The organism is Synechococcus sp. WC10meta (assembly GCF_047461475.1).
Map to the genome: position 1 here is coordinate 1 of NZ_JANSHF010000009.1, position 26,619 is coordinate 26,619.

Genomic DNA, 26,619 nt, shown 5'->3' on the forward strand with positions numbered 1-26,619 from the left:
GGAGAGTTGACAGAACTTAACGGTTGGATTAAGGTTAGGTTGTCCATCTTCGCACTTCCACAGGGAAGTTAGGCTTTATGACCACTGTTCTCCAACGTCGCTCAGCTAGCAACGTGTGGGAGCAGTTCTGCGAGTGGGTGACTTCTACCGACAACCGGCTTTACATCGGCTGGTTTGGCGTGTTGATGATCCCCACCCTGCTGACTGCCACCACCTGCTTCATCATTGCCTTCATTGGTGCTCCTCCAGTTGACATCGACGGCATCCGCGAGCCGGTTTCGGGTTCACTGCTGTACGGGAACAACATCATCACCGGCGCAGTGGTGCCCTCGTCGGCCGCCATTGGCTTGCACTTTTATCCGATTTGGGAAGCCGCCTCTTTGGACGAGTGGCTGTACAACGGCGGCCCCTACCAGCTGATTGTGCTGCACTTTTTGATTGGGGTGTACTGCTACATGGGGCGCGAGTGGGAGCTGAGCTACCGCTTGGGGATGCGTCCCTGGATTGCGGTGGCCTACTCGGCGCCGGTGGCAGCGGCAACAGCGGTGTTTTTGATTTACCCGATTGGGCAGGGGTCGTTCTCTGATGGGATGCCCCTGGGGATTTCTGGGACGTTCAACTTCATGTTGGTGTTCCAGGCGGAGCACAACATTTTGATGCACCCGTTCCACCAGCTGGGCGTGGCTGGCGTGTTTGGGGGTGCGCTGTTTAGTGCGATGCACGGGTCTTTGGTGACCAGCACCCTGATTCGGGAGACTTCGGAGGAGGAGTCGCAGAATCTGGGGTACAAGTTTGGTCAAGAGGAAGAGACCTACAACATTGTGGCGGCGCATGGGTATTTTGGCCGGTTGATTTTCCGGTATGCGTCGTTCAACAACAGCCGCAGCCTGCACTTTTTCCTGGCGGCCTGGCCGGTGGTGGGGATTTGGTTTGCGGCGTTGGGCATCAGCATCATGGCGTTCAACCTGAATGGGTTTAACTTCAACCAGTCGATTGTGGACAGCAATGGGCGCGTGGTTGGGACGTGGGCGGACGTGCTCAACCGTGCCAACCTGGGGATGGAAGTGATGCACGAGCGGAATGCGCACAACTTCCCGCTGGACTTGGCGGCGGTGGAGGTAGCGCCGGCTGTGCGGGGCTAGTGCCTCCCCAGGTTTCCTAACCCTCCTCCCCCTGGCCTCAGCGCCAGGGGTTTTTCTTTCAGGACATACTGGGCGTATTGAGCAAAGAGGACTCCCCGCGGAGCAGTGCTAGATATTCCCATGGTCAAGATTCGGCCTCTAAGTCCGGAACGAGTTGCCCAAATGGCGGCGGGAGAGGTGATCGACTCCCTGGAGGCAGCCCTGCGGGAATTGATAGAAAACGCCCTCGATGCCCAGGCCAGCCGCGTTCAGGTAGATCTTTGGCCCAGCCGCTGGCAGGTGCGGGTAGCCGATAACGGCCAAGGGATCCCAGGCTCGGAGTTGGAGCAGGTAGCCCGTCGCCATACCACGAGCAAGTGGGATGGGGGCAGCTTGGGGTTTCGCGGAGAAGCTCTGCACAGCCTAGCCCGCTTGGGATCCCTGACCATCCAGACCCGTCATGCCACCGATGAGCATGGCTGGCTGGCTACCTACGACCAGCAGGGGGAGTTGATCCACAAGCAGCCAGCAGCCACCGCTCTGGGGACAGTCGTGACGGTGGCGGATTTGTTTGCTAGCTGGCCCCTGCGCCGCTGTCCCCCGCCCCAGACGCGCTCACTCCTAACCTTGGTCCAGAACGCTGCGCTAGCCCATCCAGAGGTTAGCTGGCAAGTCTGCCAGGAGGGGCAGCTGCTACTTAGTCTTTGGCCGGGCCAATCTCTGCAGGATCTGCTCCTGCAAATGTTGCCGCAGGTGGAGCCTTCCGATCTGCGCTACCGGCGCATTCAAGAGGGGGATAGCGACTGGGAGTTGGTGGTGGGCTTGCCGGATCGCCTGCATCGCCCTCGCCCCGATTGGATCCGGGTGGCCGTCAATGGTCGCTTTGTGCAGATGCTGGAGTGGCAACGGCTAATCCAGTCAGTCTTTCAACACGCTTTGCCCCGCCACCGCCATCCTCTGGTAGTGGTGCACCTGCGCCTGCCACCGGAACAAGTGGACTGGAACCGCCATCCGGCTAAGAGCGAGCTCTATCTACAAAAGCCGCAGAAGCGACAGGAGCAATTGCGCCAGTACCTGCAGGATCTTCTGCGCGCAGGCTCTGCCCAGTCCAGCCGCCGCTCTCTCCATCTCCTCCGCGCCAGCGAGTCCAAGTCGCTCTACAAGGTTTCAGCTCCCTCCGCCGCCGGCTGCTCCCTGCCTCCCCTGAAGGCGCTAGCCCAACTGCACCGAACCTACATTCTAGCGGAGCACCCCCAGGGGCTGTGGCTAGTGGAGCAACACCTGGCCCACGAGCGAGTGCGCTACGAGGAGATCCAACGGCACTGGCAGCTAGTGGAGCTCGAGACACCAGTCATGTTGCAGGGATTGTCTTCCCAAGCCGTGGAGCAGCTGGAACAGCTGGGGCTAGAGCCGGAACCCTTTGGCCCCGCTACGTATTTGGTGCGCCGCCTGCCGCTAGCTCTCTGCTCTGAAGATCCCGAAGAGGTGCAGGGATCCCTTCTGGAACTCAGCCGCTGTGCGGATCTAGAAGCAGCTCAGGTAACCCTGGCCTGTCGTGGTGCCTTGCGCAACGGGATCCCGCTTACCCTGGAGCAGATGCAGCAGTTGCTGGATGCCTGGCAGCGCACGGCTAACCCCCACACCTGTCCCCATGGCCGTCCAGTTTATCTAGTTTTGGCCGAAGCCGACTTGGCCCGCTACTTTCGCCGCCGCTGGGGGATCTGCGACCGCCCCCTCTCTGACCCCAAGCTGGGATCCCTGCGGCTGGGAGACAGTTTGGCTGCCCAAGTGCGTCGCTCAGCCGGCTTGCCGGTGTTAGATCCCACGGACGAGGTCAATTCTGCCCCTCTATAATTTCAGGGGTGTCAAGCTGCTGGAACGATCCTATGGCTTCCTATCTCAGAACCCCAGAAGAAACCTGGCTGCAGCGCCATGCGCGCCCAATCTTGGTCTTCTTGTCCAGCTTGGGAGTTCTGTTAACAGCCTACCTTACCTACACCAAGCTGACGGAGCAGCCTGCTGCCTTCTGTGGGGGGGATGGGGGGTGTAACCTGGTGCTCTCCAGTCGGTGGGCAGAGTTTTTGGGGATCCCAACCGCAGCCATTGGCCTGCTGGGGTTTCTAGCCGTCTTGGCCCTGGCAGGGCTGCCGGAGGGGATTCCGGGAGTGAAGCGGTGGCGGTGGCCAGCCCTATTTGGCTTGGTTTCCGCCATGACTGCCTTTGAGCTGTACATGCTTTACCTGATGGTGGCGGTGCTACGGCAATTCTGCCTGTACTGCACGGCAGCGATGGGGTTGGTAGCGGGGCTGTGGCTCGTCACGGTGTTTGGCCACCGCTGGCTGGACTGGGCCAAGCTGGCTTTCAGTTACATTCTCGTGGGCCTGTTTACGTTGGTAGTTACCCTTGGGGTGTACGCCAAGCAGGCTCCTCCGCCCAGCCCCCTAGCGGCAGGCTTAGCAGCCCACCTGCGCAAGATTGGCGCCACCATGTACGGGGCCTATTGGTGCCCCCACTGCCAAGAGCAGAAGGCCTTGTTTGGGTCGGCCTTTGCCCAGATACCCTACGTGGAGTGCTCGCCCAACGGGCCCGGCACGCCTCAGGTTGAGGAATGTACGAAGGCAGGGATCACCAGCTATCCCACTTGGATTATCAATGGCCGCAGTTACGTGGGACTCCGCTCGCTGGAAGCTTTGGCAGTAGCTTCTGGGTACTCCCTCAAGGCAGAGGAAGAGCAGGATTGACCGCTCTGAAGACTGATACAACACTGGACAAAGGCGGACTTTTTCCACGACCCCTAGCTAGGAGCGGGGTTTATCTCCACTGCCCCACTGGAGGGATCTTTACGGGATCACTTCCCGTCGAGCTGTCCTTTTCTTGAGGGTTGCGCCCGTTGCCTACACAGAAACCACGCCGGGTTTGGGCTGCTGGAAAAGTTCGGCTAGAGTCAGAATTAGTAGCTGCGTTTACTTCTTGCCAGGATCCCCATGCTTGCTGCGGCTGCCACGGAAGCACACCTAGAACCCGTTGATTTGGATCGCTTGCTCACGCCTGAAATCCAGCGGCCAGCTCGCTACTTGGGCAAAGAATTCGGGGCTGTCCATCGCCCTTGGGACTCGGCACGGGTGCGTTGGGTGCTAAGTTACCCGGAGCTGTACGAGGTGGGGGCTTCCAACCTGGGCCACATCATCCTCTACAACATCCTCAACGCCCAGCCAGACCAGTTGTGCGACCGCACCTACTTGCCAGGTCCGGATCTGGCGGCTCGGATGCGGCAGCTGGGGATCCCGCTGTTTGCCGTAGAATCGCGTCGCCCCCTGCGCGCTTTCCACATTGTCGGCTTCAGCCTGGCCTATGAGCTGGGGGGCACCAACATCCTAGAGATGCTGGATCTGGCCGGGATCCCGCTCAAGTGGTGGGAACGGCAAGCCTTTACCCCACAAGAGTGTCCCCTCATCTTTGCCGGTGGGCCGACTGCCACCTCCAACCCAGAGCCCTTTGCCGACTTTTTTGATTTCTTCGTCTTCGGGGATGGGGAAGAGGTGCTGCCGGAAATTGGTCAGGTGCTGGCCGGATCCCTGCACAAGCCCCGCCGGGAGGTGCTCTTGGAGCTGGCCCAGGTGCCAGGAGTGTATGTGCCGCAGTTTTACGAGGGGATCCCCCCGCGGCCCATCGTGCCTGGGGTGCCGGAGCGCATTCGCCGCCGCGTAGCGCTGCCCCAACTGCAGTACTCCATTGGTCTAGTACCGCTGGTGGCCACTGTCCACGACCGCCTGGTGGTGGAAGTGCGACGTGGCTGTACCCGCGGCTGTCGCTTTTGCCAACCCGGCATGCTCACCCGCCCTGCCCGCGATGTCGATCCGGAAGCGGTAGTGGAGGCGGTGGTGCAGGGCTTGCGCAAGACCGGCTACAACGAGTTTTCTCTTTCTTCTCTCAGCTGCTCTGACTACCTTTCCCTGCCAGCGGTGGGAGCAGAGCTACATAACCGTCTCCTTGGCCAGCACATTGCCCTTTCCCTGCCCAGCCAGCGGGTGGATCGCTTTGATGAGAACATTTCCGCCATCATGAAGGGATCCCGCCGCTCGGGGCTGACCTTTGCTCCGGAGGCCGGCACGCAACGGCTGCGGGACATCATCAACAAGGGCCTTAGCGATGCTGACCTCATTCGCGGCATTCGCACTGCAGTCCAGGAGGGCTGGGACAAAATTAAGCTCTACTTCATGATTGGCCTGCCCGGCGAGACTGACGACGATGTGATTGGGATTGCCCGCACGGTCGAGATGCTGCAGCGAGAATGTGCGGCCCTGGGCCGCAAGCGGGTGGAGTTTACCCTCACCCTCTCCAACTTTGTCCCCAAGCCCCACACGCCCTTCCAGTGGCACCGGGTGGACTACGCTGACGTGCGGCGCAAGCAGGATCTGCTGCAAAGGGAACTGCGGCGGCTGCGGGGAGTCAAGGCCCACTTTACCGATATTCGCTTTAGCATCCTGGAGGACTTGATTGGCAAAGGGGATCGCTCCCTGGGCCGCATGATCGAGCAGGCCTGGCGAGCTGGCGCCGGCTTGGATGCCTGGTGGGAAAACATCGACGCCGCCTATGCCGCCTGGGTGAAGGCCTACTGCGGCGAGGCGGTAGATCCCAGCGCCGATCCAGTGGCCCTCTGCGCCTATCTCCCGATGCGCGAATTTGGCCTGGAGGATCCCTTGCCCTGGGATCACATCGATACCGGCATCGACAAGAAATGGCTGCAGAAAGACTACCGCCGCGCCCTAGAAGCGATCACGGTAGAAGACTGCTCCTTCGAGAAGTGCTCCGCCTGCGGCGTCTGCGGTCCCGGCTTTGGTCACAACATTGTCATCCCGCCCCCGCCCGTTCCGCCCTTGCAAAGCCGCCCCACCCCCACCCCCGATCCTCTCGAGCCAGAGCCGCCTGCCCAGCGTTTCCGCATCACCTACAGCAAAACCGGGGATCTGCGTTGGCTAGGCCACCTGGATCTCATGCGCCTATGGGAGCGGGCCTGTCGGCGCGCCGGCTTGCCCCTAGCCTTCAGCGGCGGCTACCACCCCATGCCTCGACTAGCCAACGCCAACGCCCTGCCCATCGGCCAGGAAGGCTACGGCGAAGTCCTCGATCTGGAGTTGCTAAAGCGCCCCGAGGGGCCCGTCACCCCTGACGAACTGCGCGCCCTGCTTGTCGAACAACTGCCGCCAGAAATCTCCATCCGGGCCATCCAAGAGATTGGCCTGCGAGATCCCTCGGCTACCGAAGCCGTCTATGCCGCTGAGTATCAGCTCACTGTAAGTTGCGAGTCGCCCACTGCTGACTGGCCAGCCTGGGTCACCCAGATCCTGGATGCGCGCGAGATCTGGATTGAAAAAGTCTCCAAGTCGGGCAAAGCTTCTCTCTTCAATGCCCGTCCCCTGCTATACTACCTGGAGTTTCAGGGCTTGGCCCCCGACGGCAGCGCCTACCTCTTCTACCGCGGCAGTTGCCGCAACAACGGCGCCTACCTGCGGCCCAACCAACTGCTGCAAATGGCCGAGGCCCTGGGCTTGCCTCGCTGGACGCTGCAGGCGTCCAAACGGCTGCGCTTGTTGTGGGAGGACGGCACCTTGAATTCCGACTGAGGACGGGTGGCAGGATCCCCTGGACAAATCCCCAGTCAGGCTGCGGTATCAGGGTCAGCTGGGCTGAGGGATCCCGCAAGCGCTATAATTTTGCTACCCCTGGCTTCTGCCGCTGCCACCCTTGCTAGCCCTCAACCTAACCCAAGGCAAGATGAGCAGCCAGCAAAAGTCGGGCCAAATTTGAGCTCACTATCTAGAGCAGGCAGCAGCCGCAACAGGGCCCAGGCGCCAGGTGCTACAAAGAGGTGTGCCTCTTCCAGTTAGACCTAGCTTTTCATTTCTCCCGAGGACAGGCTTCTTTCCTGCAGGCAAGTTACGGGCAAGAGGTGGCTAGGCTGCCACAGGCTCCTCTGCTGGGCTACTTTTTTCCTGCTGCCTGTCTATAAAGTTCGTCGTTGGCCATTGGAGCAGAGCTTAGGGTAATGGACAGCTGCACGATGAGTCAATTTTGTTGTCAAATCGAGCCAATCCTAGAACACCACTTCTCCGAGACGAGGGCAAATCCAAAACCGCAGGCCGTGGGGGCGGGGAGGAAAATGCATGCCTAGGCAGATCGTTATTGCTGAGCAACACCGCATTGCCGCTGTCTTTGCCGAAGACCAAGTCCAAGAGCTGATCATCGCCAGTGGCACCCACCAGGTGGGGGATATCTACGTGGGTGTCATCGAGAACGTCCTGCCCAGCATCGATGCCGCCTTTGTCAACATCGGCTCTGGAGAACGCAACGGGTTTATTCACGTCAGTGACCTAGGCCCGCTGCGCCTCAAACGCAACCAGGCTCCCATTTCCGAACTGGTCCTGCCGCAACAGAAAGTGCTGGTGCAGGTCATGAAAGAGCCCACTGGCAACAAAGGGCCGCGTCTTACGGGAGACCTGGCTCTTCCAGGACGCTACCTGGTGCTGCGACCTTACGGCAAAGGGGTGTATTTGTCTCGCCGCATCGAGGATCGAGAAGAACGCAATCGCCTGAAATCGCTAGCCATCTTGATTAAGCCTCCCCAGATGGGCCTGTTGGTGCGCACTGAGGCCGAGGGAGTAGCCGAAGAGGCGATGATCGATGACCTGGAGCAATTGAAAAAGCTCTGGGAAGAGATTCAACAGCAGTACCAGGCGGCACGGGGGCCGGGTCTACTGAGACGAGACGAGGATTTTATCCAGCGGGTGCTGCGGGACGTCTACTCAGACGATGTCAACCGCATCGTTACTGACTCGGTGGCCGGTGCGAAGCGGGTGCGCAGCTATCTGCAAGGCTGGAACAAAGGAAAAATGCCGCCCGGCGTTGTTGTCGAGGTTCACCGTGAGCCCACCCCCATCTTGGAGTATTTCCGGGTCAATGCGGTTATTCGCCAGGCACTGCGGCCGCGGGTGGATCTACCCTCCGGGGGCTATATCGTCATCGAGCCCACGGAGGCCCTGACCGTGATCGATGTCAACTCTGGCTCTTTCACCCAGTCGGCCACTTCCCGCGAGACGGTGCTGTGGACCAACTGCGAGGCTGCCACCGAGATTGCCCGCCAACTGAGGCTGCGCAACATTGCCGGCGTGATCGTGGTGGATTTCATCGACATGGACTCCCGCCAGGATCAGCTGCTGGTTTTGGAACACTTCAACAAAGCCCTTGCCCATGACAAGGCCCGACCCCAGGTGGTTCAGCTCTCAGAGTTGGGGCTAGTGGAACTCACCCGCAAGCGGCAGGGGCAGAGCCTCTATGAGATCTTTGGCCACCCCTGCCCCACCTGTGAGGGGCTAGGGATCCTGGCCCGACTGCCGGGATCCGAGCCGGGGCGGCTGTTAACTGTCGAAAGTGGACGACCGGTAACGCTGCCTGGCGAGGCTGAGGAGGGCGAAGAGGAGGGCGCTCCAATTCTGCCCCGGAATGGTGATTCCCAGCGGGCGCGCCTGCAGCTAGGAAGCAATGGGGCATTGCCACCAAGTCTAGACCGCTCTCGGCTGGCTCAAGGAGAGCGACTGGAGCCAGAGGAAGCCAGGGCTGAGCCGGTGCGCAAACGGCCTCGCGAAGAGGGAGCAGTAGAAGAGGAAAGCCCGCAGCCACTGCCGGTGGCAGGGGCAGAGCAGAAGCGCAAGGAAGTCCATCGCCCTGGCCGGGGGGAGGATGCTGGGCGCGCCAGTGGGATAGAGTCCCCAGAGAGCCAGCCAGCTCGACAAACCATCACTGTGGAGATGACTCCTCTCCAGCAGCGGGTCTATTCGGAGCTGGGTCTGTCACCCCTGTTGCTTTTGGATCAGCCGCCGCCGGCGGGCCGAGACACGGTGGTTAGGGTCATTTTGCCAGGCACGGCCAAGGTGGACAGCCCGGTGGAGGCAAAAACCGACACAACTTCTGCCAACGGCGCGCCTTTGGCGGAAGTTGCCCAGCCTGAACGGTTGCCTACAGAATCAATAGCAAAGCCACCGGCAACAGGGGCGCCGCCAGAAGTGGTCATTGATCCCTCTCACCAGTCTCCAGCAGCCTCCAGACGACGGCGCTCTCGCAGCAGCTAGCCAAGCCGGTTAGCGCTCTTGCTTGAGATAGCGCTGGGGCCGTATGGACAGAGCAACGAAGCCCAGCTTGAGCTGGGAGGAATCCCTGTGGCAAGAGGGGATCCTGCGGGTAGCAGGCGTGGATGAAGTGGGGCGGGGAGCCCTGGCGGGGCCGGTGGTGGCAGCGGCGGTCATCCTGCCACCCTACCTCGATCCCGAGGTACTGGCAGGGGTAAAGGATGGCAAGCAACTGCGCCCACGGCAGCGTGCCCAGTGGGCAGAGCGGATTCGCCAAGTGGCCCTGGCCGTAGGCATTGGCAGTGCTTCTGCTGCCGAAATTGACCAACTCAACATTCGCCAGGCAACATTGCTGGCCATGCAGCGAGCTCTGGCCCAAGTGGGGGAAGTGGAGCACATCCTGCTGGATGGACTGCCGCTGGCGGAGCTGGGATCCCAGCAGACGGCGCTGGTCCAAGGGGATCAGCTCAGCCTCTCCATCGCCGCTGCCTCCATCGTGGCCAAGGTCTGGCGGGATGCCCTGATGCAGAGCTGGGACTCCCAGTACCCCGGCTACGGCTGGCGCACCAACGTCGGCTATGGGACACGGGAGCACTGGCTAGCGCTGCAGCGCTTGGGGCCAAGCCCCCAGCATCGCCATAGCTTTGCCCCTGTCCGGGACTTGCAAGCAGGCCAGTGGGAGGGTAGGATAAGGTCTGAAGGCTGCCCACGTAGCTCAGCGGACTAGAGCACTGGGTTCCGGTCCCAGGGGTCGGAGGTTCGAATCCTTTCGTGGGCGTTAGTTGGGATTGGGTCAAGGGCTGGCGGTGGGCGCTGGCAACACGTAGATAGACTCCACCTGCTGGCCTGGCGAGGGGACAGCTTGAATGATCCCTTTTCCAATGTGATAGATGACTTTCTCGGCCTGGAGTTGATTTTCTCCTTGGCGGACGGTGACCCGGCCTTCCAGCTCAATCCGCTGCTCTTGGCTGTAGTAGACCGCCTTGTGAGCGCGGGCCGTGAGGCGCTCAGCAGGGAAGCGGAGGGTAACATTGCCAGTGGCTACGAACACCCCTGTATTGGCGTTGGCCTCCTGAACATCGGCGCTAATGCTGATGGCGCGTGGATTTTGCCCCCACGCTGGGCCGGGGATCGCAAGGGCCAACCCTATGCCCACCGCCCAACCCACCTTCCTCTGGCGGCCCAAGCTCCTTTGGTCAAGGTCGATCCCCCTCGCCATTCCCTCCCCTGGTTAAACCACTCCAGCAGCCAGTCTAGCCTGGGATCCCTGATCCCGCTGCTGGGGCAGCCTGTTAGCCCTTGCCATCCCCTCCCCTGGGCAGGACTTGAGCCAGTTGCTTTTCCAACTCGCTAACCCGCTGCAGCAACTGGCGGTTGGTCTCCAGCAGCTCCCGCGCCTGGCTGCTGAGATAGGGATCCGATTCCCACCAGTTGATCCCAATCTCCTTGGCCTTGTCCACCGAAGAGATCAGCAGCCGAATGCGCACCCTGAGCAGCTCCACATTGCCCACGGAAACGGTGATATCTCCAGCGATGACAATGCCCTTGTCCAGAACCCGCTCCAGGACATCGGCCAGAGAAGAGCCATGCGTTGCCGTGGCCAGGGGTTGAGAGGCAATGGGCACTGGGAATTCTCCTCCAAAGCGTGCAAACCAATATCAGTTGGGCAGTTGATCCAGCAAGTAGTTGAGCACCTGGGCTCCTTCCTCGTAGCGCTTGCCGGCCCTGGGCAACAGCACGTCGGCACACAGAGCACGAAAGTCGGCATCGTTCTTACTCACCGCCAGCTCGTGCTCCCTGACGATGCGTCCAATCATCAGACAACTGCGCAGGCTGGGTTGGCGAGTCAGATCCAACCTGCGGCGGAAGGTACGGACAAGGTGGACAATCTTAAGCGCGTCGGAAGCCGATAGGCCAATGCGGGAAATGAGGATCTCCTTTTCCGTCTCGATGTCGGGCTCCCCAATATCGATGGTAATCATCCGATCCAGCAGCGCATCCTGAGCCCTGTGAACCCCCGTGTATTCCTCGGGGTTGGAGGTGAAGATGGCCCGAAACTGGGGATGCACCCGCAGATATTCGGAGCGGTGGCTGCCCGGCGGCAAAACCAGCAGCCTTTCTTCCAAGGCACTTAGGAGGGCGTTGTTGGCCTCGGGGCGGGAGCGGTTGAACTCGTCGTAGATGAGGGTAAACCCCTCCCGGCAGGCCAAGGTGAGGCGGGCATCTACCCAGCGCTGCTGCACATCTTCCTCTACCTTCACCACTGAATGGATGAAGTTATCCACCACCCGCCGATGGGTAAAGCCAGTGCGCCCCCCGATGAGGTCGGAAGAATCAAAGCGATCGTCGCCGTAGATCAGCATGATGGGGCGACCTAGAAGGCTGGCCAAATGCATTGCCAGGGTGGTCTTGCCTGTGCCCGAAGGCCCCCGCAGATGCACGGCAAAACCGGATTGCAGATAGCGCAAGGCGCGGCGGGTAATCCGCTCAATGTAGGGAGTGCTTACAAACTGGCGGGGACGCGCTTGCAAAACCGTAGCCATATTCAATACCCAACGCTTAACTTGCCTGGACTATAGCCGTAAGCCGTAACCGTCTTCTTGCGCTTACGGAGACGGGGGCGGAGCTGAGATCACAGCCGTCGCTGACACCATACGCCGCAAGGTGGCCAAGATTTCCGAGGGATCCACCCCCAGATCCACGGCACCGCGGGCCAGCAGATCCCGCACCCGCTCCCGATCGCCAATCACCTGCAGCAAGGTTAGGTTGGGATCCTGCGCCTGCAGGGCTGCCACATAGTTGTTGACGTAGTTCAGGATTGGATCCGGCTGCTCCTCGCCAGCAAGTGGGGGTGCAACTCGATCTTGAGAGGGCTCAGGGGGTGGCGGCGCTACAGGAGTATCCCCTGGGGGTTCGCTCTTGCTTGTAGCCTCTGGCTGAGGAGCTTCGCCTGGAGCTATTTCTGGGGGTTTGTCCCAACGCTCTAACTGCTTCTCAACAGCCCCAGAATCTTCAGGTAGGAGGACAGGGATCCCATCCCCCCACACCTGCTCGCACAACGCCCTGCGGAAAGCTGCCAAAGCCTGGCGGAGCGCTTGGGCTTCTGCCCGCTGTTCTTGGGCAATCCGAGCCAGCTCCTGCCGTACCCGTTGCCGCAAGTCGGCATAGAAAGCCTGCCGCACTTGTCGGGTTTGATTGGCCATGGCCTGCCGCGCCTGGGCATAGGTGGCTAGCAAGCTCTTCACCATCGCTGTCAAGTCGGCTTGAAAAGTCTCTAGCTCCTGCCGCTGCGCCTGTGATTGGGCGGCCCGTTCTTGGGCCAGGCGAGAGAGAAGCACCGCCACTCCTTGGGCCCGCTGCGCTGCAGCCTCTAAACGGGCATGTTTGTCCAAAGCCCGCTGCGCCGCTCGGTTCTGCTCCAGGCTGCGCAGTTGGCTGCGGGTTTGCTCCCTCTGCTGCCGTACTGCCTCTTGGCGTTCCTGGCGACGTTGTCTCAGCTCGGCCATCAGAGCGCGGTGCTGCTCCAGGAGCTGCTGCCGGGATCTGCTCAACAAACTTAGGTTTTGAGCCACCCGTCGGCTGCGGGCTTCGGCCCACTGCTCCTGCAAACTCATGGCGTTCTCTCCTTGGCAGTTTTTTACTTCCCCTCAAACCGCAAGCCAATCGCTTGAAGGGGGAGGAGGCAGAGATTCTTTTGAACCCCTGCCTCACTTGCCGACTGCATTTCTCTTAGTTAAAGGCTGAGGCTTTGTTGGGAGCTGGGAAGTCGATTAGGAGGTTTGGACAGCGGGAGCGGCAGCAGTAGCCGTTAGGCCCACAGCCTCGGCGTACTTCAGGTAGGTCTCCACCGAAGCCACGACGACGCGCGCTTCAATGGCCAACAGCTCGATCCCCACCAGCGAAACCCGCACCCAGGCATCGACCACAATGCCCTTGTCCAAGATGCGATCGATCACCTCGGCCAAGCTCGAAGAAGAGTTCACTTTCTCAACTGCCATAGCCTCTCTCCTGCAAGGATGATGGTTGAAAAGGACAACAATTCGGTGGCAAAGCGGTAGATAGAAGGGATCCCAAACGGGATTAGCCCTCCCTAGGGCGACAGGTGCACGTTCTGCCACCCCAGCGCTATTCCGCTAGCTTTTTCCGGGGAGAACAGAAGAACACGGCAGGTCGACAAGGCTTGCCGTCTTCTCTAAGCGCACCCCCCCTACATAGTAGCCGCTGGCAGAAAAAGTGGGTCAAAGGGCGAGAGCGCTTTTTAGCGTTGGCTAAGCCAAGGTGCGGGCCGGCAGGGATCCCCTATACTGAGAGCAGTGCGCTTGCCGATACGCCGTCCGTTCACTGGCCAAGAGGACTGCCGTGACCGACTTTGACACTGGGATCCCGAGTGTGCGTCGCCTACAGCAGGTGATTCGGGATGGAGAAATCCTGGAGGTTAAGCTCAATACGGGAGATGTCTTCATCGGCCAGCTACGCTGGCAGGATCCAGACTGTCTCTGCCTAGCAGACGCGGAGGGGCAAGAATCGCTGCTATGGCGCTCCGCCATCGCCTTTGTCAAAGTCCGACCTCACCCCTAAACCCCAATTCCCCTAGCCTCTTTGTTGTCGCTGGCTTCCCAGCGGCAGGGGCCTTTTGGCGCATCCATCGACAGCTCTAGCCAAAGCTCCTAGCAGAAAGGTTATGATTCAGCAACAAGAAGAGTGAAAAACTTGACCTTCCTCGCCTCCAGCCATGACAACCGGCACCCTAGAGCTCGCCCTGCAGCCCGCTGCCCAGCGACACAACCACTACAGCCGTGAGGACTTCTACCGCTTCGACCCCTCGCGGGGATCTCTAGTGGACTGGACGGGCGCGCGCAACGTCTTGGTCAGCGAAGACTTTATCCTCGGCTTGCAGCAGGGGCTGGAAGAAGAGGTGGGGGATGCCTCTGCTTCTTTGATGTATACCATTGGCCGCGAGTGGGGGCGCAACGATGCTCTCCACTTCTCCCGCTGGTTCGAGGAGGAGTACCGGCGCAAGCCCAAGCAGACCCACCTCATGTTTCTCCTGGAAACCTGGTGGTGGCCTCTGACCTCGCAAGGCTGGGGGCGCTGGGAAGTCGAGCTCGAAAGCCGGCGGCAGGGGTTTATTTTCATCAACCTGTTCGACTCGGCTGTGGCCCGCACCTTGGGGGATGTGGGCAAACCCGTTTGCCACCTCTACGCCGGCCTATTTGCCGGTTTTTTCAGCACGATGGTAGAGCGGCAGCTCAACTGCATCGAGATCCAGTGCTACTCCATGGGGGAAAGCTACTGCAAGTTTTTGCTCGGCAGCAAAGAGCGCATTGACGCGGCTGCCTTTTGGCTCAACGAGGGGGCCACGGCTAGTGAAATTGCCCAAAAGTTGCGCTCTGGTCAAGGGGTGGCCAAGGCATGACGCCAGAGAGCTTTCTAGAGGAGTCGGTGCAGAGCTTTTTTGCCCGCTTGAACTGGGATAACCGTCCACGGCAAAGCCGCTTGCTGCCAATGCCCTTCTTACAAGTGCGGGAGTACCTTAACTCCATCCCCTGGCCCGGGGATCCCCTGGCCTTGGCGGCCCGTTCTTGGCAATCCCTGGGGTCGGTACCGGAAGCTGGGCCAGAGGAAGAGCAGATCACCTTGGACAACCTATTCAGCCTGTTTTGAACGCCAGCCTTCTAGGAGAAGCGAGATGGTCAGCCCCTTGGAGCAAATGCTAATCGAGGCAGAGGCTCGCTACCTCACCTCGGAGCAGCTGGATCAGCTGAAAGCCTATGTCCTCGGCTGGCCAAAACGGCAGCACGTGTACCGGGCTCTGCGGGAGGGGGAGGCTCAGATGGTGGGCCGCACCTTGGAGGCTCTGCAGAAGGAGATGCCCAACCTCTCCCCCCAGGTCGTGGATCTGTGCCGTCGGCACCTGTCGCTGTTGCTGCGGCACAGCGCCCTGGCCATGTTGCTGCAGGACGAAAACCTCCTCAAAGAGCGGCTCATCGACTGGATGGAAGAGGAAGTGCGCCTGTATGGGCTGCAGAACGTCTACGAAGTTGCCCATCGGCTTTTCCAGCAGGAGCTCAAAGACTGCCTACAACCTGGCGAACTCGAGTTCATCCGTCCCTTGATTACCCGCGTGCAGGCAGCTTTGCTAGCTTTAAGCGGCCTCCCAGCCGCCTAGCGGTGGCTTCCATTCGCCAACCCAGGGATCCCCTATGGCTGACACCGTTTCCCTTGCCAACAGCTCTGCCGGCTTTGATCCCTACACGCCGGTTCTGGCCAACTACTACGCGCCCAGCCTCTACCTGCAAAGCGATCTGGAGTCGGGTTTGCTAGAGAGTCGCCACGGCGACCGTCTCCTAGCCCTTCCAGAAACCTTATTGCGAGCCATCTACACTGGCCTGGAATACGAGACAGGACAAGCGGCCCGTCTGGTGCTGCGCCACTGTGGCCGCATGTGGGGCAAGGAGTTTTTCCGCCGCTTTGCCCAGGAGCTCTCCGACTACTACCAAAAGCCCCTAGCTGAGCTGGAGATGGGCCTTTTTCTCCAGAATCTCAAACAGGCTTGGAAAACCCACGGCTGGGGGTTGATCGACCTCGACTGGACCTACAAAGACCAGGGGGTAGTGGTGGTGTCGATTCGCAACTCTCCCTTCGCCGCTGCCACGCCTTCCCACTTTAAGCGCCCAATGGGCTTCTTGGAGGCAGGGCTATTGGCCACTTGGTTTAGCCAATTGACTGGCCAGGACTTGGCCTGCGTGCAAACCACCAGCGAGGCTCTGGGGGCAAAAAGCAACTTGTTTATCTTGACGGCTGCCAACCGCCTCAAGGAGGCAGAAACCTGGGTGGACGCGGGCCTTAGCCACGAGCAGATCCTAGAGAAGGTGTTGCAGCCTGCCCCCTAGCTTGCAAGGAGGGGGTGGGATCCCAAAGAGACAAACTGTATAATCTTGTGAAAGCAAGACGAGCTCAAAGGCACGAGGGCCAAGCCATTGGGGTGGCGGGTGAGAGCAATTCGAGGAGCCATCACCGTGCCGGCCAACACTGCCGAGGCCATTGGTGCGGCAGTCAACGAGCTGCTGGATGCCCTAGAACATCGCAACGCCATTGATCCGGCAGAGGTAGTGAGCGTCATTTTCTCCGTTACCCCTGACCTAGATGCCGCCTTTCCTGCCCAATTTGCCCGCCGCCGTCCTGGCTGGGAGGCAGTGCCTCTGCTGGACGTGCAACAGATGGAGGTCAATGGCGCTTTGCCCCGCTGCATCCGTGTTTTAATCCAACTGAACACTCCCCTGACCCAGGCGGAGATGCACCACGTTTATCTAAGAGGCGCTCGCGAGTTACGGCCCGATCTCAGCCCCGTCTAGGAAGATTGCTTTTGCCGCAGTTGAGCTTCCCACTGTTGCAGCTGCTCCTGACGGGCAGCTATCTCCGCTTCGCGACGGCTTAACTCTTGGCTTTGCCGAGTTAGGGAAAAACGCCAGTTTTCAATCTCCGTCCAGTCAACTAGGCTGTAGGCTTGGGAGAGGCTGTGCAGCATCTCCACCAGCTTCATCGCCGCCTCTTCCACCTGCTGCACCTGCCGGTTTTCTCCCAGCTCGACCAGCAGCAACACCCCAACGTTGTAAGGGGCTGCCTCCTTGAGAGTAATCCGCTCCGGCTGAGGCAGCGGTGTCCAAATCCCCTTCTCGCCCTGTTGGGCTAGAAGCTGTAACTCCGCTGGGCCAAAAAGACTTTTCTTGTCTACCCGTGCCAGGTACAGCATGGAGCCTACTGGGAGCTGCCGTCGATTCTAGCACCAACCCCTCCCTACCAAAGCATCCTGATCCTGGGCCGTGCCAGCAGAAGGATTGGTGTTAGGATCGGCTCTGAAAGGGGTAAAGCTTACAGCTTTCCCGCTCCTATCGTTTGGGGATCCCTGGCATGTTTCTCACCCAAAGCCCCTACTTTTTGATGGCAGCCCTGGTGGCAATTGCCAGTGGAGCCATCTTTGCCGTCCGCTTTGTCAAGCCCGAAGCCTCGGAAGAGTCAGATGTAATCTTCGCTACGATGGGCCTGATCTACTCCATCTCTCTGCTCCTGGAAGGTCAGCGCCTAATCCCCTTGCTGTTTTTTGCCCAGGTGCTGTTGGCGGTGATGGCGGGCTGGTTTGCCATCCAGACCTTCCGCCTGCGCATTCTCCTAAACGAGAAGGTGCGCCAGATAACTGGAGTTCGTCCAGCTATGCGGCGCCAAGGCTTTAGCCGCACCTATCCGCCCGATGGCTATGGCCAAGGACGTGCCGTTGCCAGCGCGGCCAGCGGATCCCGCATTCGCGATGCCTCCTCCTCTAGCCGCTCCATTCCTGAGCGCAGCGAGGAACCAGCGCGCCGCCCGCGGCCACAGTTGACCAGCAGTACGCAGGTGCGCCCGCGTCGTCGTTCGGAGGATGACGAGGAAGAGCTAGAGACAACCTTGCAGCAGGAGGCTGAGTCTTCCCCTCCGCCTTCCGCCCGTCGCCCTCGTCGCCCAACCCCTGAGGAGTATCGGGACGATACCCAGGAGGAGCAAAGCACTGACGTCGGTAGCCGACGTCGTCCTCCCCGTCTACCCCAAACTCAAGAGGAGAGCTACGCCGAAGAAAAGCCTCGCCCTTCCTCTCGCCGCGTCGTCGAGGTGGAGTCAGTGGAGGTTCAGGAGGTAGAGCCGGACGAATCCGAGGATGACTTGTTTTAGCTGACCCAGCAGACCCCTAGAAGCCTTTAGCCGGTATTGCGCATGCCAGCGGCAATGCCATTGATGGTGAGAAGGGCTCCGCGCAGCAGCTCAGCGCGGCTGTGCTGGCTGGGGTGAAGGGGGGGTCTTTGCTTGCCGCGCAGGCGCTTGAGCAGCGAGATCTGAATAAAGCCCAGGGGCACAATGGAGCGGTTGCGCAACTGGATTGAGCGTCTTAGGTAGGGGTCACTTTCCAACAGCTCCCTATGGCCGGTAATTTTTAAAACCATCTCGCGGGTGCGGTGCATTTCTTGGGCAATGAGCTCAAACAGCTCCATTGCCCGCAGCAAACGCTCGGGGGAGCTCATTTCCTGGACATAGTGGCGAGCAATCTGCAAATCCGCTTTAGCCAGAGTCATCTCCACCTTGGAGATCACCATGCGGAAGAAGGGCCACTCGCGGTAGAGGTGTTGCAGGTGGGTGAGATGGTGCTCGCCTTGGGCGGCGTATTCCTGGAGGGCAGTGCCCACTCCATACCAGGCTGGCAGGAGAAAACGGCTTTGCGTCCAGCTAAATACCCAAGGGATGGCCCGCAGGGATCGGATATCCTTTGAGCCATCGCTACGGCGGGCTGGGCGAGAGCTAATCTGCAGTTGGCTAATCTCTTCGATAGGAGTGACCTCGTGGAAAAACTCCTCAAAGCCCTCCTGCTCGTAGACCAGGTTGCGGTACACCTGCCGCGAGCGCTCCGCTAGGGACTCCATCAGGCGCGACCACTCGTGCAGGTCATTGGGGTAAGTGCGCAGCAGGCTGGCCTCAATGACAGCGCTAGTAACCGTCTCTAGGTTGAAAAGGGCCAGATCCTGGAGGGAATACTTAGAAGCCAGCACCTCTCCCTGTTCGGTAATCTTGATGCGGCCCCCCACGCTGCGCCCAGGCTGGGCCAAGATGGCCTCGTAAGCCGGCCCGCCGCCGCGACCCACCGAGCCACCCCGCCCATGGAAGATCTGCAACTTTACCCCACACGCCTCGGCCACCGCCTGGAGCCGCTGCTGGGCCTTGTAGATCTCCCAGTTGCTGCTCAAAAAGCCGGCATCCTTGTTGCTATCGGAGTAGCCCAGCATCACCTCCTGTAAATTCTCCTGCTGGGCCAGGTACTGGCGATAGAAGGGGATCTCCAGCAACTGCCGCAAGATCTCCGGCGCCCGCTGCAGGTCTTCCACCGTCTCAAACAGCGGCACTACCGCTAGAGACCCGCGCCCGCTAATGGGATCATAAAGGCCCACCTCCTTGGCCAGCAGTAAAACTTCTAGCAGATCGCTCAGCTGGCGGCTCATGCTGATGATGTAGGTCTGGCAGATGTCTCGACCAAACTCCTGCTGCAGGCGGCGCAGGGTACGCAAGGTGGCAATCAGCTCCGCCGTTTTCTCAGAAAAAGGAGCCTCCAGCGGAATCAGGGGCCGCCGGGTTTGCAGCTCCTGCAGGAGAAAAGCCGTTTTTTCCTCCTCCGTCATCTGGCTATAAGGCCGCGGCAAGATGCGCAAGTACTCGCAGATCTCCGTGAGCGCGGCCTCGTGGTAGCTGCTGTCTTGGCGGATATCTAGGTGAGCCAGGTGAAAGCCAAAGACCTGTACCTGTTCGATGAGGTAGTCCAACTGGCGGCAGGAAAGGCCGCTGTTTTTCAAGCTTCTTTGGATGAGTTGCAAGTCGGCCAAAAACTCCTCGGCGCTGGCGTAAGCGTTGCCCAAGGAAGGAGGAGCGGGCAGACAGGCGGAATCAGCCAAGTTGCGGTTGCGCTCCCGCGTCAACTCTAGCCGCCGCAGGATGTAGCTGAGCTTCAGTCGGTAGGGCTCCTGGCGGTATTGCAAGGAAAAGGTCTCGTAAACCTCAGGCATGAGGCGGCGATCCTGCTCGAGGGCGTCCAGCAGTTGGCTGTCCACATCTCCCCAGTGCAAAGAGACGCTTAGGGTTTTGGTGAGCGCTTTCACCGACTCAATGTATTTGCCCAAAATGAGGTTGCGCTGGTAGCGGGCTGTTTGCCAGGTTACGTCGGCAGTCACTGAAGGGTTGCCGTCGCGATCCCCGCCCACCCAGGAGCCGAAGTTGCAAAATCCTGCAGGGGGCGGCTCGACGGTGGGAAAGGACTTTTTCAGGCTGCGCCTGAGGCGCTCGTGCAGTAGAGGGATAGCCTGAAACAGTACCTCTTCAAAATAGTGCAGGGTGTAATCGACTTCGTTGAGCACCGTCGGCTTGGTTTGGTGCAACTCGTCGGTGCGCCACCAGAGCAAAACTTCCTCTGCCAGCTGTTCTCTCAACATCTGAGCTTGCAGAGGGTCGAACTGCTCTGCCCAGTCCAGTTGGCTGAGCAGACGGGAGAAGACCCGTTGTTTTTCGCGGATGGTGTGGCGGACAATCTCAGTGGGGTGGGCGGTAAACACCAAGCGGATGTGCAGCCGCTCCAGCAGGCGGCGCAGCAAGCCAGGCGGCACTCCCTGAGCCCGGAGGTAGGGGAAGAGCCGTTCAAATTTTTCGTTTTCCCGCACGGTGCGCTGTTGGCTGTCCACCATGCGCATATCCGAGTCTTCTGCTCGCTCGTAATTTTGTTCAACAATGTTGATGAGCTGAAAGAACAAGGCAAAGGCGCGCGCTGCTTGAATGGCTTCCTCAAGGCTAAGGTTCTCAACAATTTGGAAGACTTCTGGGATTGGATATTCTAGAGTCTGCCCTTCAGGAGAACACAGGGAACGCAGCCGCCGCAGCAGATCCACCAACGGCTGCCCACACTCCCGCAGGATTACCGATTCCCAAAGTTCTTCAACAAGTTGCAGGCGCTGGTTCAACAAGGTGTTCCGGCGATCGAGCACCTCGTCCCTAGGGAGGGCCCGGTCCAAGGAATCCCGTTGCGCCAGGAGAGAGGCCTCCTTCAGGCCGTTAGCAGAACCACTGGCCTGCTCTGCAGCCGCTAGGTGGGAGGAAGAGGTCATGAAGGCAGCTCCTAGAACGACCATCCCAATATTAGAACTTGTCCGCCGGCAGCACAGAGGTAGCCGACATGACGAGGAAAGGGAGGTCTGCTCAGCGCCAGCCTCTCCCGCTTGAGGATTCCAAATGGCTATTTAGAGGCGGCTACGAATAACAAATGAGTAGTTGCTGCCGGGCTCTAGCAGGTAATCCGATTTCTCCAAAAAACGGCTCAAGGGATCGCAAATCAAGGCTCGCCCCACTGAGGGCTCCACCCTAAGCCCTCCACCTCGAAAGCGCCAGCAAAAGTGCCAAACCCAGCCGTTAGCGCTGACTTCCCCTTCAATGGCACCCTCCTGCCAGGAGCGGCGGGTAATCTGCACATGGGCAGTGGTCTGAGGTAGCTGGCTCATCCTGAAGCCGTGAGAATCTATCCCCTATTCTCCATAAAAGCGGCGCAAAGGCCCACTAGCTCTGCCAGCCCCCAATTTAGCCAGCCCCTGGGCCAGAGAAGCGCAAGCCTCAGGCAGGGCAACCCCCTCGACTGTCTTCTGGAATATCAAACCGGGGGCTCGACCGTGGCCACAATGTCGCGGATGATGGCTTCGGCTTCCTGCCGGCGGTTACTTGCCATCTCTCCCCCTCCAGCTAGGGAAACACGATGGGCCAGCACCGGCACGAACAAGGCCTGTAGATCCTCGGGCAGGCAGAAGCCGCGTCCCTTTACGAGGGCCCTGGCTCGCGCTGCCCTTGCCAAAGCCAACGCTCCTCGAGTGGAGACCCCAGCCCGCAGCAGCTTGGAGGTGCGTGTAGCCTGGACTACCTGGAGAAGGTAGTCGGCCAGGGATCCCTCCAAGTACACCTGATCCACCGCCGCCTGAATCTCCCGTAACTCGGCCAGTGAAAGCACGGGCTGCAGAGCCTCCACGGGATCCGCCTGTTGCCGATGCAACAGGAGGGATCGCTCAACTTCAGGGCTGGGGTAGCCAATCGACAGCCGCACCAAGAACCGATCCAACTGGCTTTCTGGCAGGGGATAGGTGCCGTGGTACTCCAAAGGGTTTTGGGTGGCTAGCACGATGAAGGGGCGGGGCAGCGGGTAGGTGCGGTCGTCCAGCGAAACCTGCTTTTCCGCCATCGCCTCTAGCAGGGCGCTCTGGGTGCGGGGCGAGGTGCGGTTAATCTCGTCGGCTAGGATGACATGGGCAAAAATAGGGCCGGGGCGAAACTCAAACTCCCCTTTTTCCTTGTTGAAAAGAGTGAGGCCAAGAATGTCAGTCGGCAAGAGGTCGCTGGTAAATTGAATTCGCTGAAACTTGGCCCCCAAACTGCGGGCTATGGCCCGCGCCAACGTGGTCTTGCCCACTCCCGGCACATCCTCTAGCAGGACATGACCTTCTGCCACCAGGGCTGTCACCACCGCCTGCACCACCTGCGACTTGCCCTGGAATACCGATTCGACGTTGGCCATCAGCCTGCCGATCTGCTGCTGCAAAGTTTGCAGTCGCTCCGCCGGGATCCGGGTGCCCGCACCCACCATAGATCGATCCAAAGAGGCCTATTCCACCATACAAGCCCAATCCCAGCCCAGAGCAGGATCCCACAAAACCCCGGCGGAAAACCGGAATATCATAGATCTCATCCCTACAGCTAAGGATGGGTATTTTGGAGCTGTCCTGCAAAAGCGAGTACGCGCTCCTGGCGCTGCTGGAATTGGCCCAGCACTACAACGACGGCCGGGTGTTGCAGATTAGGGAGATTGCAGCCCATCAGTCCATTCCCGACCGCTACCTGGAGCAACTGTTGGCCACCTTGCGCCGGCAGGGGCTGGTGCGCAGCCAGCGGGGGGCCAAAGGGGGTTATTTTCTGGCTCGACCGCCCTGGCAGATTTCCCTATTAGACGTCATTCAGGCCATCGAGGGCGAGGAGCTGAGCCGCTCCCGCACCTTGCCCAGCAGCGATCTCACTCCAGAGCGCCAGGTGCTTCTGCAGGCTTGGCAAGAGGCCCAAGCAGCGGCAGTGGACATTCTCCAAAAGACAACCTTGCAAGATCTCTGTGACCGGCAGGCCCAAGGGCAACAGGCCAGGCTGATGTACTACATCTAAGCTGCAGCCAGCAAAGTCCACGGTGGGCGGGAAGGGCTGGGATCCTGACTCTGTTTTGGGTTATTCTAGAGCGCACTGCTTCACATCGCTACCCTGGCCATGACCTTGCACTCCCCCCGCCCGCCCGCTGCCGAGATCTTTTCCGCAGAAGACTTTGCCCAGGCTCTAGCGGCCCAAAGCCTTGACTTCCGACCGGGCCAGGTAGTGCGAGGTCGCATCTTCCAGCACCAGAGCGACGGCGTTTTGGTGGATATTGGCGCCAAGTCGCCAGCCTTTTTGCCTCTCAAGGAAGCTGGGATTGGCTCAGAGGAAGACTTAAGCCAGGTGTTTCCCCTCAAAAGCGAAGCCGAGTTTCTCATCTTGCGAGAAGACGCAGAAGGGCAGATCCTGCTCTCGGTGCGGCGGCTGCGGCTGAAGCGGCTCTGGGAAGAGCTGGCCGAAAAGCAAGCCAGAGGCGAGGTGGTCACAGCGCCGGTGATTGGCATCAACAAGGGCGGGGTGGTGGTGGATGTGCAGGGCCTGCGCGGCTTCATTCCGCGCTCCCATCTCATCCAGCGGGAAGCTCTGGAGGAGCTAGTGGGCCAATTCCTCACTGCCAGTTTGCTGGAGGTCAACCCCGCAGCCAACAAGCTGGTGCTCTCCCAGCGAGTGGCCCGACAAGTGGAGAGCTTGGGGAGCTATACCACCGGCCAAGTGGTGCGGGGCAAGGTCAGCGCCCTCAAGCCCTTTGGCGTCTTTGTAGAGCTGGAGGAAGGGGCCAGCGGGCTGTTGCCCATCAAGCAGGTCAGCCAACGCTTTGTTGCCTCTCTCTCCGACTTGTTCCAGCCTGGGCAGCCCATCAAAGCAGTGGTCATCGATGTGGATGAGACCAAGGGGCGGGTCGCCCTCTCCTTGAGAGTGTTGGAGAAGTACCCTGGCGAGGTGTTGGAGCAACTGCCTCTTGTTCTTGAGGAAGCTGAAAAACGAGCCGGCAAACTCAAGGGGAGAATCACGTCCGAGGGCGAGGTCATTTAACCCATGCCGCCTGCCGAGGCGCTCCAGGCCGAGCTTTTTGGATCCCTCAATCTCGCCCCATTGCTACAGAAGCAGTGCTGGGGGCTGCGGCAATGTCACGCCGCCAGAGGTAGGGGTGTTGAACACCTCAGCCAGGATCTCCCGCTAGCGGCGCGGAGCTCTAGATTGCAGCAAGGTGTAGGCGATACAGCTTGTCAGTGAAGCTGGGATCCCCAACTCCCTCTGGGAGAGAGGCTGGTAGGGCGCTATCTTCGCAGCCAATCCAACAAGGTCGTTCCCCCCAGCCCCAAGCCTACCAAAATGGAAGTGGTCAGCAGCCCCGCTGCCACACAGATCAGGGATCCCAAGCTGCAGAGGATCCCATCTTCTTCCAGGAGGCCGAAGGCGGTGACGAATACCCCCATCGCTGGCAGGGTGTTGGTGCCGGGCACAGGGATGATCATGGAAATGCCCATCAAACCAATCCAGGTGCCTAGCCAGACCTGGCCCAGGCGACTGGTGCAGACTGGGTTCCAACGGGGGCGGGCGACTTGTTCAAGGCGCTGCAACCAAGGGATCCCGACCTGCACCCATTTTTGAAATTGCTTCCGTTCAATGGATGTCTGCAGCACCCATGGCGGCAGCCAGGGAGTAGCTCGCCCTGACAGCATTTGTAGGGCCAGCAGCAGAATAACCACGCCAAAGGGAGTGGAATAGCCAGGAGCGGGCAGAGGCAAAGCCGAGGGAAAAGACAGCACTGCCAAAAACAAGCCAAAGCTGCGCTCGCGCGCCAGTTTGAGAATCTCTTCAATGCGGATCGCCTCTGGTGGGGATCCCTCGGCCTGCTCCGAGCTGTTAGCAAGGCCGGCTAAGCGGGCTAGCTCTTGGGATAGACGTGCCATAGCAGGAAAGGTTGACCAAGGCCTAGCCTACTGCAAATTCTGAGTCTGTTGGATATCCTGAGGCTTGAGGAAGAAGGTGGTCTTGGAGGGGTGAAATGAGCAGCCGGGGGCTCGGTAGGAGCTTGGACAAGGGGGTGGGCAGCCGTAGCCTTGCCCAGAGACCAAGGCGTTGGCCAGCACAGGGGATGGCTGGGCTGGTGTTGCTGCTGGGATCCCTACTGCTGGGGAGGATTGGCGCAACCTTTGCCGAAACCCAACTGACAGTGGGCACCTCCACTACCTTGCCTCCCCGAGCAGAGCCGACCTTACCCCCTCCGCCCCAGGGAGTTCGGCAAATCTCTGAAAAAACCAATCCAGAGGAGACTGCTGACATGCCCCTTTCCCTGCTGGCAGAGCAGGTGCTGGAGGCAGTGTGCGAAGCACAAATTGATGCCGAACGAGCCTTGGCCCTCATGCCTGACCTGAGCAAGTCCCATATCCGCGCCGCCTGTCCGAAGCGGCTGATCCCCAAAAGCTGAAAAGGAAAATCGCTTGGTCTTCGACCCTTCACCTCTTGCTGGATGCTGCCGGGAGCGCTTAGGGAGCTTTGTTTTGGAGTTGCGATCCCTCCGAGCGATCTAGTTGCTTTGCAAGTCAAGCTGCACTAACTGGGCTGGCTAATTGACCCGTGTCTATCGTCCTAGCCAGCCATTACAAGTCCTGGAGCGCCCAGCTTACCTGCAGGGGGATCCTCTCCTCCCTGGCTTTGCCCTGGATCTCAGTCTAATTTGGGCATAAAAAACCAAACTCCGCTCTCAAAATTGTGGAAAACGGTCAGGTATCACGGCAGCAAGCAATAATGAGGGCAAAGCCTAGGATCCCGACGGAGGTAAGCCTATGGAGATGAGGTGTGTGGAGCAGACCCCCAGCAAGCGTGTTTATCTAAGGGGGCTTGGAGTTTTGTCGGTTAGTGCTATCTTTGCTCTCTTTTTGGTGCTGTGTCTTTGTTCCCTGACTTGGCGTTTTCTGGTAGATCGCAGCTTCACTTGCTATCGCCTTGATCAGGATATGGTCAACTGCGAAGTGGTCTTCCAGCCACTGCTCTTACCAAAATGGGTCAGGTCTTACTATAACGTAAGAGGGGCCAGAACCAAAACTGAAGTTCAAATAGACTTTGAGGGAGACAAGAGAACCTATTACTACGTCACTCTCATAACTTCTGCAGGAGAAAAGGAAGCCTGGTCAACCGCCAGCGAGAGCAAAGCCCGACAACTGGCAACAAAGATCCAATCGTTTCGGGTGAGTGCAGAGAGTCAGCTATTGGTGGACGGCAATACTCTCAACTTAGGAAGTTTGTCTGTACTTCTGATTGTGCTTTTTCTCTCAGGAATGTTATTTCTTTTAGGTCTATTGCGAACAGTTGCGCTGCCGAGATGCCGGCTGACCTTTGACCGCTCCCTAGACCAGATCTTGGAGGAGTACCTCACTCCCTTTGGGATAAGGAGGAGGAAAACTTACTCCTTCAGAGACGTGCAGCAAGTTGTGGTTCAGAGCACAACAGACTCTGATGGCGATACCTTTTTTCGGTGGAGGTGCAGTTGCAAGCAGGAGAACCCTTGTTGTACCTGAGTTTTGGTACTGACGATAGCAAGGCAAGGGCGGAAGCAGAACAATTGGGCCAGCTTTTGAGGTGTCCAGTAAGGCTGCCGGAGACAACGCCTTAGGCCTAGACTAGACCCCCCTTGGTTTTTG

At 59.6% G+C, this 26,619-nt stretch carries 26 protein-coding genes and 1 tRNA gene; 17 read left to right on the forward strand and 10 right to left on the reverse strand.

Annotated features, from left to right (window positions below; genetic code table 11):
* The first annotated feature begins 77 nt into the window (after positions 1–77).
* The 7 genes from psbA to NW804_RS06090 all read left to right on the forward strand — a co-directional run bounded on the left by psbA (position 78) and on the right by NW804_RS06090 (position 10,022).
* Positions 78–1,142 carry a photosystem II q(b) protein gene (psbA, locus tag NW804_RS06060; RefSeq protein ID WP_414420358.1) on the forward strand — a complete coding sequence of 355 codons (1,065 nt, stop codon included), beginning with the start codon at positions 78–80 and terminating at the stop codon, positions 1,140–1,142.
* A gap of 120 nt (positions 1,143–1,262) precedes the next feature.
* Entirely contained in the window at positions 1,263–2,975 is a 1,713-nt protein-coding gene (gene mutL / locus NW804_RS06065) for a DNA mismatch repair endonuclease MutL (protein WP_414423114.1), read from the forward strand.
* Between the two features lie 32 nt (positions 2,976–3,007).
* Positions 3,008–3,862 (forward strand): vitamin K epoxide reductase family protein, encoded by an 855-nt coding sequence (locus tag NW804_RS06070; protein WP_414423115.1) that lies wholly within the window; start codon positions 3,008–3,010, stop codon positions 3,860–3,862.
* Between the two features lie 243 nt (positions 3,863–4,105).
* Positions 4,106–6,745 carry a TIGR03960 family B12-binding radical SAM protein gene (locus NW804_RS06075; RefSeq protein WP_414410166.1) on the forward strand — a complete coding sequence of 880 codons (2,640 nt, stop codon included), beginning with the start codon at positions 4,106–4,108 and terminating at the stop codon, positions 6,743–6,745.
* Positions 6,746–7,285: 540 nt separating this feature from the next.
* Positions 7,286–9,247, forward strand: coding sequence for an Rne/Rng family ribonuclease (locus NW804_RS06080; protein WP_414423116.1), 1,962 nt, complete (start codon positions 7,286–7,288; stop codon positions 9,245–9,247).
* A 43-nt stretch (positions 9,248–9,290) separates the two neighbouring features.
* Positions 9,291–9,971, forward strand: a complete 681-nt coding sequence (locus NW804_RS06085; RefSeq protein WP_414423117.1) for a ribonuclease HII — start codon at positions 9,291–9,293, stop codon at positions 9,969–9,971.
* Positions 9,949–10,022, forward strand: a tRNA-Arg gene (locus NW804_RS06090). Before NW804_RS06085 ends, NW804_RS06090 begins: the two co-directional genes overlap by 23 nt.
* A 15-nt stretch (positions 10,023–10,037) precedes the next feature.
* On the opposite strand, the gene NW804_RS06095 is transcribed toward NW804_RS06090, so the two are convergent.
* The 5 genes from NW804_RS06095 to gvpA form a co-directional block, all read right to left on the reverse strand.
* Positions 10,038–10,463, reverse strand: coding sequence for an LptA/OstA family protein (locus NW804_RS06095; RefSeq protein WP_414410163.1), 426 nt, complete (start codon positions 10,461–10,463; stop codon positions 10,038–10,040).
* A 73-nt stretch (positions 10,464–10,536) separates the two neighbouring features.
* On the reverse strand, positions 10,537–10,869 hold the full coding sequence (locus NW804_RS06100) for a gas vesicle protein (RefSeq protein WP_414395170.1): 333 nt from the start codon (positions 10,867–10,869) through the stop codon (positions 10,537–10,539).
* Positions 10,870–10,902: 33 nt separating this feature from the next.
* The gene (gvpN, locus tag NW804_RS06105) at positions 10,903–11,787 is read right to left on the reverse strand and encodes a gas vesicle protein GvpN (protein ID WP_414405735.1); all 885 of its coding nucleotides are present in this window, start codon (positions 11,785–11,787) and stop codon (positions 10,903–10,905) included.
* A gap of 63 nt (positions 11,788–11,850) precedes the next feature.
* The gene (gene gvpC / locus NW804_RS06110) at positions 11,851–12,858 is read right to left on the reverse strand and encodes a gas vesicle protein GvpC (protein WP_414423118.1); all 1,008 of its coding nucleotides are present in this window, start codon (positions 12,856–12,858) and stop codon (positions 11,851–11,853) included.
* 156 nt (positions 12,859–13,014) lie between these two features.
* Complete coding sequence (gene gvpA / locus NW804_RS06115; RefSeq protein ID WP_414404485.1) at positions 13,015–13,242, reverse strand: gas vesicle structural protein GvpA; 228 nt, start codon at positions 13,240–13,242, stop codon at positions 13,015–13,017.
* Between the two features lie 361 nt (positions 13,243–13,603).
* Here gvpA and NW804_RS06120 point away from each other — a divergent pair, with 361 nt between their 5' ends.
* The 6 genes from NW804_RS06120 to aroH all read left to right on the forward strand — a co-directional run bounded on the left by NW804_RS06120 (position 13,604) and on the right by aroH (position 16,599).
* On the forward strand, positions 13,604–13,822 hold the full coding sequence (locus NW804_RS06120; RefSeq protein ID WP_414420959.1) for an Hfq-related RNA-binding protein: 219 nt from the start codon (positions 13,604–13,606) through the stop codon (positions 13,820–13,822).
* Positions 13,823–13,976: 154 nt separating this feature from the next.
* A complete protein-coding gene (locus tag NW804_RS06125; protein WP_414405737.1) occupies positions 13,977–14,660 on the forward strand; it encodes a V4R domain-containing protein in 684 nt (227 codons plus the stop codon).
* Entirely contained in the window at positions 14,657–14,908 is a 252-nt protein-coding gene (locus NW804_RS06130; RefSeq protein WP_414412451.1) for a hypothetical protein, read from the forward strand. The genes NW804_RS06125 and NW804_RS06130 overlap by 4 nt, the downstream gene beginning before the upstream one ends.
* A 25-nt stretch (positions 14,909–14,933) precedes the next feature.
* A complete protein-coding gene (locus NW804_RS06135) occupies positions 14,934–15,413 on the forward strand; it encodes a hypothetical protein (RefSeq protein WP_414410158.1) in 480 nt (159 codons plus the stop codon).
* Between the two features lie 34 nt (positions 15,414–15,447).
* Positions 15,448–16,137, forward strand: a complete 690-nt coding sequence (locus tag NW804_RS06140; RefSeq protein ID WP_414410157.1) for a V4R domain-containing protein — start codon at positions 15,448–15,450, stop codon at positions 16,135–16,137.
* Positions 16,138–16,224: 87 nt separating this feature from the next.
* The gene (aroH, locus tag NW804_RS06145; RefSeq protein ID WP_414395182.1) at positions 16,225–16,599 is read left to right on the forward strand and encodes a chorismate mutase; all 375 of its coding nucleotides are present in this window, start codon (positions 16,225–16,227) and stop codon (positions 16,597–16,599) included.
* Here the strand turns inward: aroH and NW804_RS06150 are convergent.
* On the reverse strand, positions 16,596–16,997 hold the full coding sequence (locus NW804_RS06150) for a hypothetical protein (protein ID WP_414395183.1): 402 nt from the start codon (positions 16,995–16,997) through the stop codon (positions 16,596–16,598). The genes aroH and NW804_RS06150 overlap by 4 nt on opposite strands.
* 158 nt (positions 16,998–17,155) lie before the next feature.
* Between NW804_RS06150 and NW804_RS06155 the strand changes: the two genes are divergently transcribed.
* Positions 17,156–17,947: a Ycf66 family protein gene (locus NW804_RS06155; RefSeq protein WP_414423119.1), complete on the forward strand. Its 792-nt coding sequence runs from the start codon at positions 17,156–17,158 to the stop codon at positions 17,945–17,947.
* Between the two features lie 26 nt (positions 17,948–17,973).
* Here NW804_RS06155 and ppc read toward each other — a convergent pair whose 3' ends face one another.
* The 3 genes from ppc to NW804_RS06170 all read right to left on the reverse strand — a co-directional run bounded on the left by ppc (position 17,974) and on the right by NW804_RS06170 (position 22,427).
* Positions 17,974–20,910 carry a phosphoenolpyruvate carboxylase gene (ppc, locus tag NW804_RS06160; RefSeq protein WP_414423120.1) on the reverse strand — a complete coding sequence of 979 codons (2,937 nt, stop codon included), beginning with the start codon at positions 20,908–20,910 and terminating at the stop codon, positions 17,974–17,976.
* A 132-nt stretch (positions 20,911–21,042) separates the two neighbouring features.
* Complete coding sequence (locus NW804_RS06165) at positions 21,043–21,300, reverse strand: DUF3146 family protein (RefSeq protein ID WP_414395189.1); 258 nt, start codon at positions 21,298–21,300, stop codon at positions 21,043–21,045.
* Positions 21,301–21,446: 146 nt separating this feature from the next.
* Positions 21,447–22,427, reverse strand: coding sequence for an AAA family ATPase (locus tag NW804_RS06170; protein ID WP_414405744.1), 981 nt, complete (start codon positions 22,425–22,427; stop codon positions 21,447–21,449).
* Between the two features lie 125 nt (positions 22,428–22,552).
* Here NW804_RS06170 and NW804_RS06175 point away from each other — a divergent pair, with 125 nt between their 5' ends.
* Both NW804_RS06175 and NW804_RS06180 read left to right on the forward strand, forming a co-directional pair.
* Positions 22,553–22,993, forward strand: coding sequence for an RrF2 family transcriptional regulator (locus tag NW804_RS06175; RefSeq protein WP_414395560.1), 441 nt, complete (start codon positions 22,553–22,555; stop codon positions 22,991–22,993).
* Between the two features lie 99 nt (positions 22,994–23,092).
* Positions 23,093–24,007 carry a S1 RNA-binding domain-containing protein gene (locus NW804_RS06180; RefSeq protein WP_414423121.1) on the forward strand — a complete coding sequence of 305 codons (915 nt, stop codon included), beginning with the start codon at positions 23,093–23,095 and terminating at the stop codon, positions 24,005–24,007.
* Between the two features lie 245 nt (positions 24,008–24,252).
* On the opposite strand, the gene NW804_RS06185 is transcribed toward NW804_RS06180, so the two are convergent.
* A complete protein-coding gene (locus tag NW804_RS06185; RefSeq protein ID WP_414423122.1) occupies positions 24,253–24,888 on the reverse strand; it encodes an exopolysaccharide biosynthesis protein in 636 nt (211 codons plus the stop codon).
* Positions 24,889–25,073: 185 nt separating this feature from the next.
* Here NW804_RS06185 and NW804_RS06190 point away from each other — a divergent pair, with 185 nt between their 5' ends.
* Positions 25,074–25,406, forward strand: a complete 333-nt coding sequence (locus NW804_RS06190) for a hypothetical protein (protein WP_414420953.1) — start codon at positions 25,074–25,076, stop codon at positions 25,404–25,406.
* Positions 25,407–26,619: the final 1,213 nt, after the last annotated feature.

What these genes read in the sequence shown, in the direction of transcription:
- gvpC (WP_414423118.1), bottom strand. Translation starts at nt 12,858, where the DNA reads ATGAGTTTGCAGGAGCAGTGGGCCGAAGCCCGCAGCCGACGGGTGGCT.
- NW804_RS06080 (WP_414423116.1), top strand. Translation starts at nt 7,286, where the DNA reads ATGCCTAGGCAGATCGTTATTGCTGAGCAACACCGCATTGCCGCTGTC.
- NW804_RS06125 (WP_414405737.1), top strand. Translation starts at nt 13,977, where the DNA reads ATGACAACCGGCACCCTAGAGCTCGCCCTGCAGCCCGCTGCCCAGCGA.
- NW804_RS06155 (WP_414423119.1), top strand. Translation starts at nt 17,156, where the DNA reads ATGTTTCTCACCCAAAGCCCCTACTTTTTGATGGCAGCCCTGGTGGCA.
- NW804_RS06085 (WP_414423117.1), top strand. Translation starts at nt 9,291, where the DNA reads ATGGACAGAGCAACGAAGCCCAGCTTGAGCTGGGAGGAATCCCTGTGG.
- NW804_RS06075 (WP_414410166.1), top strand. Translation starts at nt 4,106, where the DNA reads ATGCTTGCTGCGGCTGCCACGGAAGCACACCTAGAACCCGTTGATTTG.
- NW804_RS06140 (WP_414410157.1), top strand. Translation starts at nt 15,448, where the DNA reads ATGGCTGACACCGTTTCCCTTGCCAACAGCTCTGCCGGCTTTGATCCC.
- NW804_RS06180 (WP_414423121.1), top strand. Translation starts at nt 23,093, where the DNA reads ATGACCTTGCACTCCCCCCGCCCGCCCGCTGCCGAGATCTTTTCCGCA.
- NW804_RS06185 (WP_414423122.1), bottom strand. Translation starts at nt 24,888, where the DNA reads ATGGCACGTCTATCCCAAGAGCTAGCCCGCTTAGCCGGCCTTGCTAAC.
- NW804_RS06095 (WP_414410163.1), bottom strand. Translation starts at nt 10,463, where the DNA reads ATGGCGAGGGGGATCGACCTTGACCAAAGGAGCTTGGGCCGCCAGAGG.
- gvpA (WP_414404485.1), bottom strand. Translation starts at nt 13,242, where the DNA reads ATGGCAGTTGAGAAAGTGAACTCTTCTTCGAGCTTGGCCGAGGTGATC.
- NW804_RS06190 (WP_414420953.1), top strand. Translation starts at nt 25,074, where the DNA reads ATGGCTGGGCTGGTGTTGCTGCTGGGATCCCTACTGCTGGGGAGGATT.
- NW804_RS06135 (WP_414410158.1), top strand. Translation starts at nt 14,934, where the DNA reads ATGGTCAGCCCCTTGGAGCAAATGCTAATCGAGGCAGAGGCTCGCTAC.
- NW804_RS06170 (WP_414405744.1), bottom strand. Translation starts at nt 22,427, where the DNA reads ATGGTGGGTGCGGGCACCCGGATCCCGGCGGAGCGACTGCAAACTTTG.
- NW804_RS06150 (WP_414395183.1), bottom strand. Translation starts at nt 16,997, where the DNA reads ATGCTGTACCTGGCACGGGTAGACAAGAAAAGTCTTTTTGGCCCAGCG.
- ppc (WP_414423120.1), bottom strand. Translation starts at nt 20,910, where the DNA reads ATGACCTCTTCCTCCCACCTAGCGGCTGCAGAGCAGGCCAGTGGTTCT.
- NW804_RS06165 (WP_414395189.1), bottom strand. Translation starts at nt 21,300, where the DNA reads ATGAGCCAGCTACCTCAGACCACTGCCCATGTGCAGATTACCCGCCGC.
- NW804_RS06130 (WP_414412451.1), top strand. Translation starts at nt 14,657, where the DNA reads ATGACGCCAGAGAGCTTTCTAGAGGAGTCGGTGCAGAGCTTTTTTGCC.
- psbA (WP_414420358.1), top strand. Translation starts at nt 78, where the DNA reads ATGACCACTGTTCTCCAACGTCGCTCAGCTAGCAACGTGTGGGAGCAG.
- gvpN (WP_414405735.1), bottom strand. Translation starts at nt 11,787, where the DNA reads ATGGCTACGGTTTTGCAAGCGCGTCCCCGCCAGTTTGTAAGCACTCCC.
- NW804_RS06070 (WP_414423115.1), top strand. Translation starts at nt 3,008, where the DNA reads ATGGCTTCCTATCTCAGAACCCCAGAAGAAACCTGGCTGCAGCGCCAT.
- mutL (WP_414423114.1), top strand. Translation starts at nt 1,263, where the DNA reads ATGGTCAAGATTCGGCCTCTAAGTCCGGAACGAGTTGCCCAAATGGCG.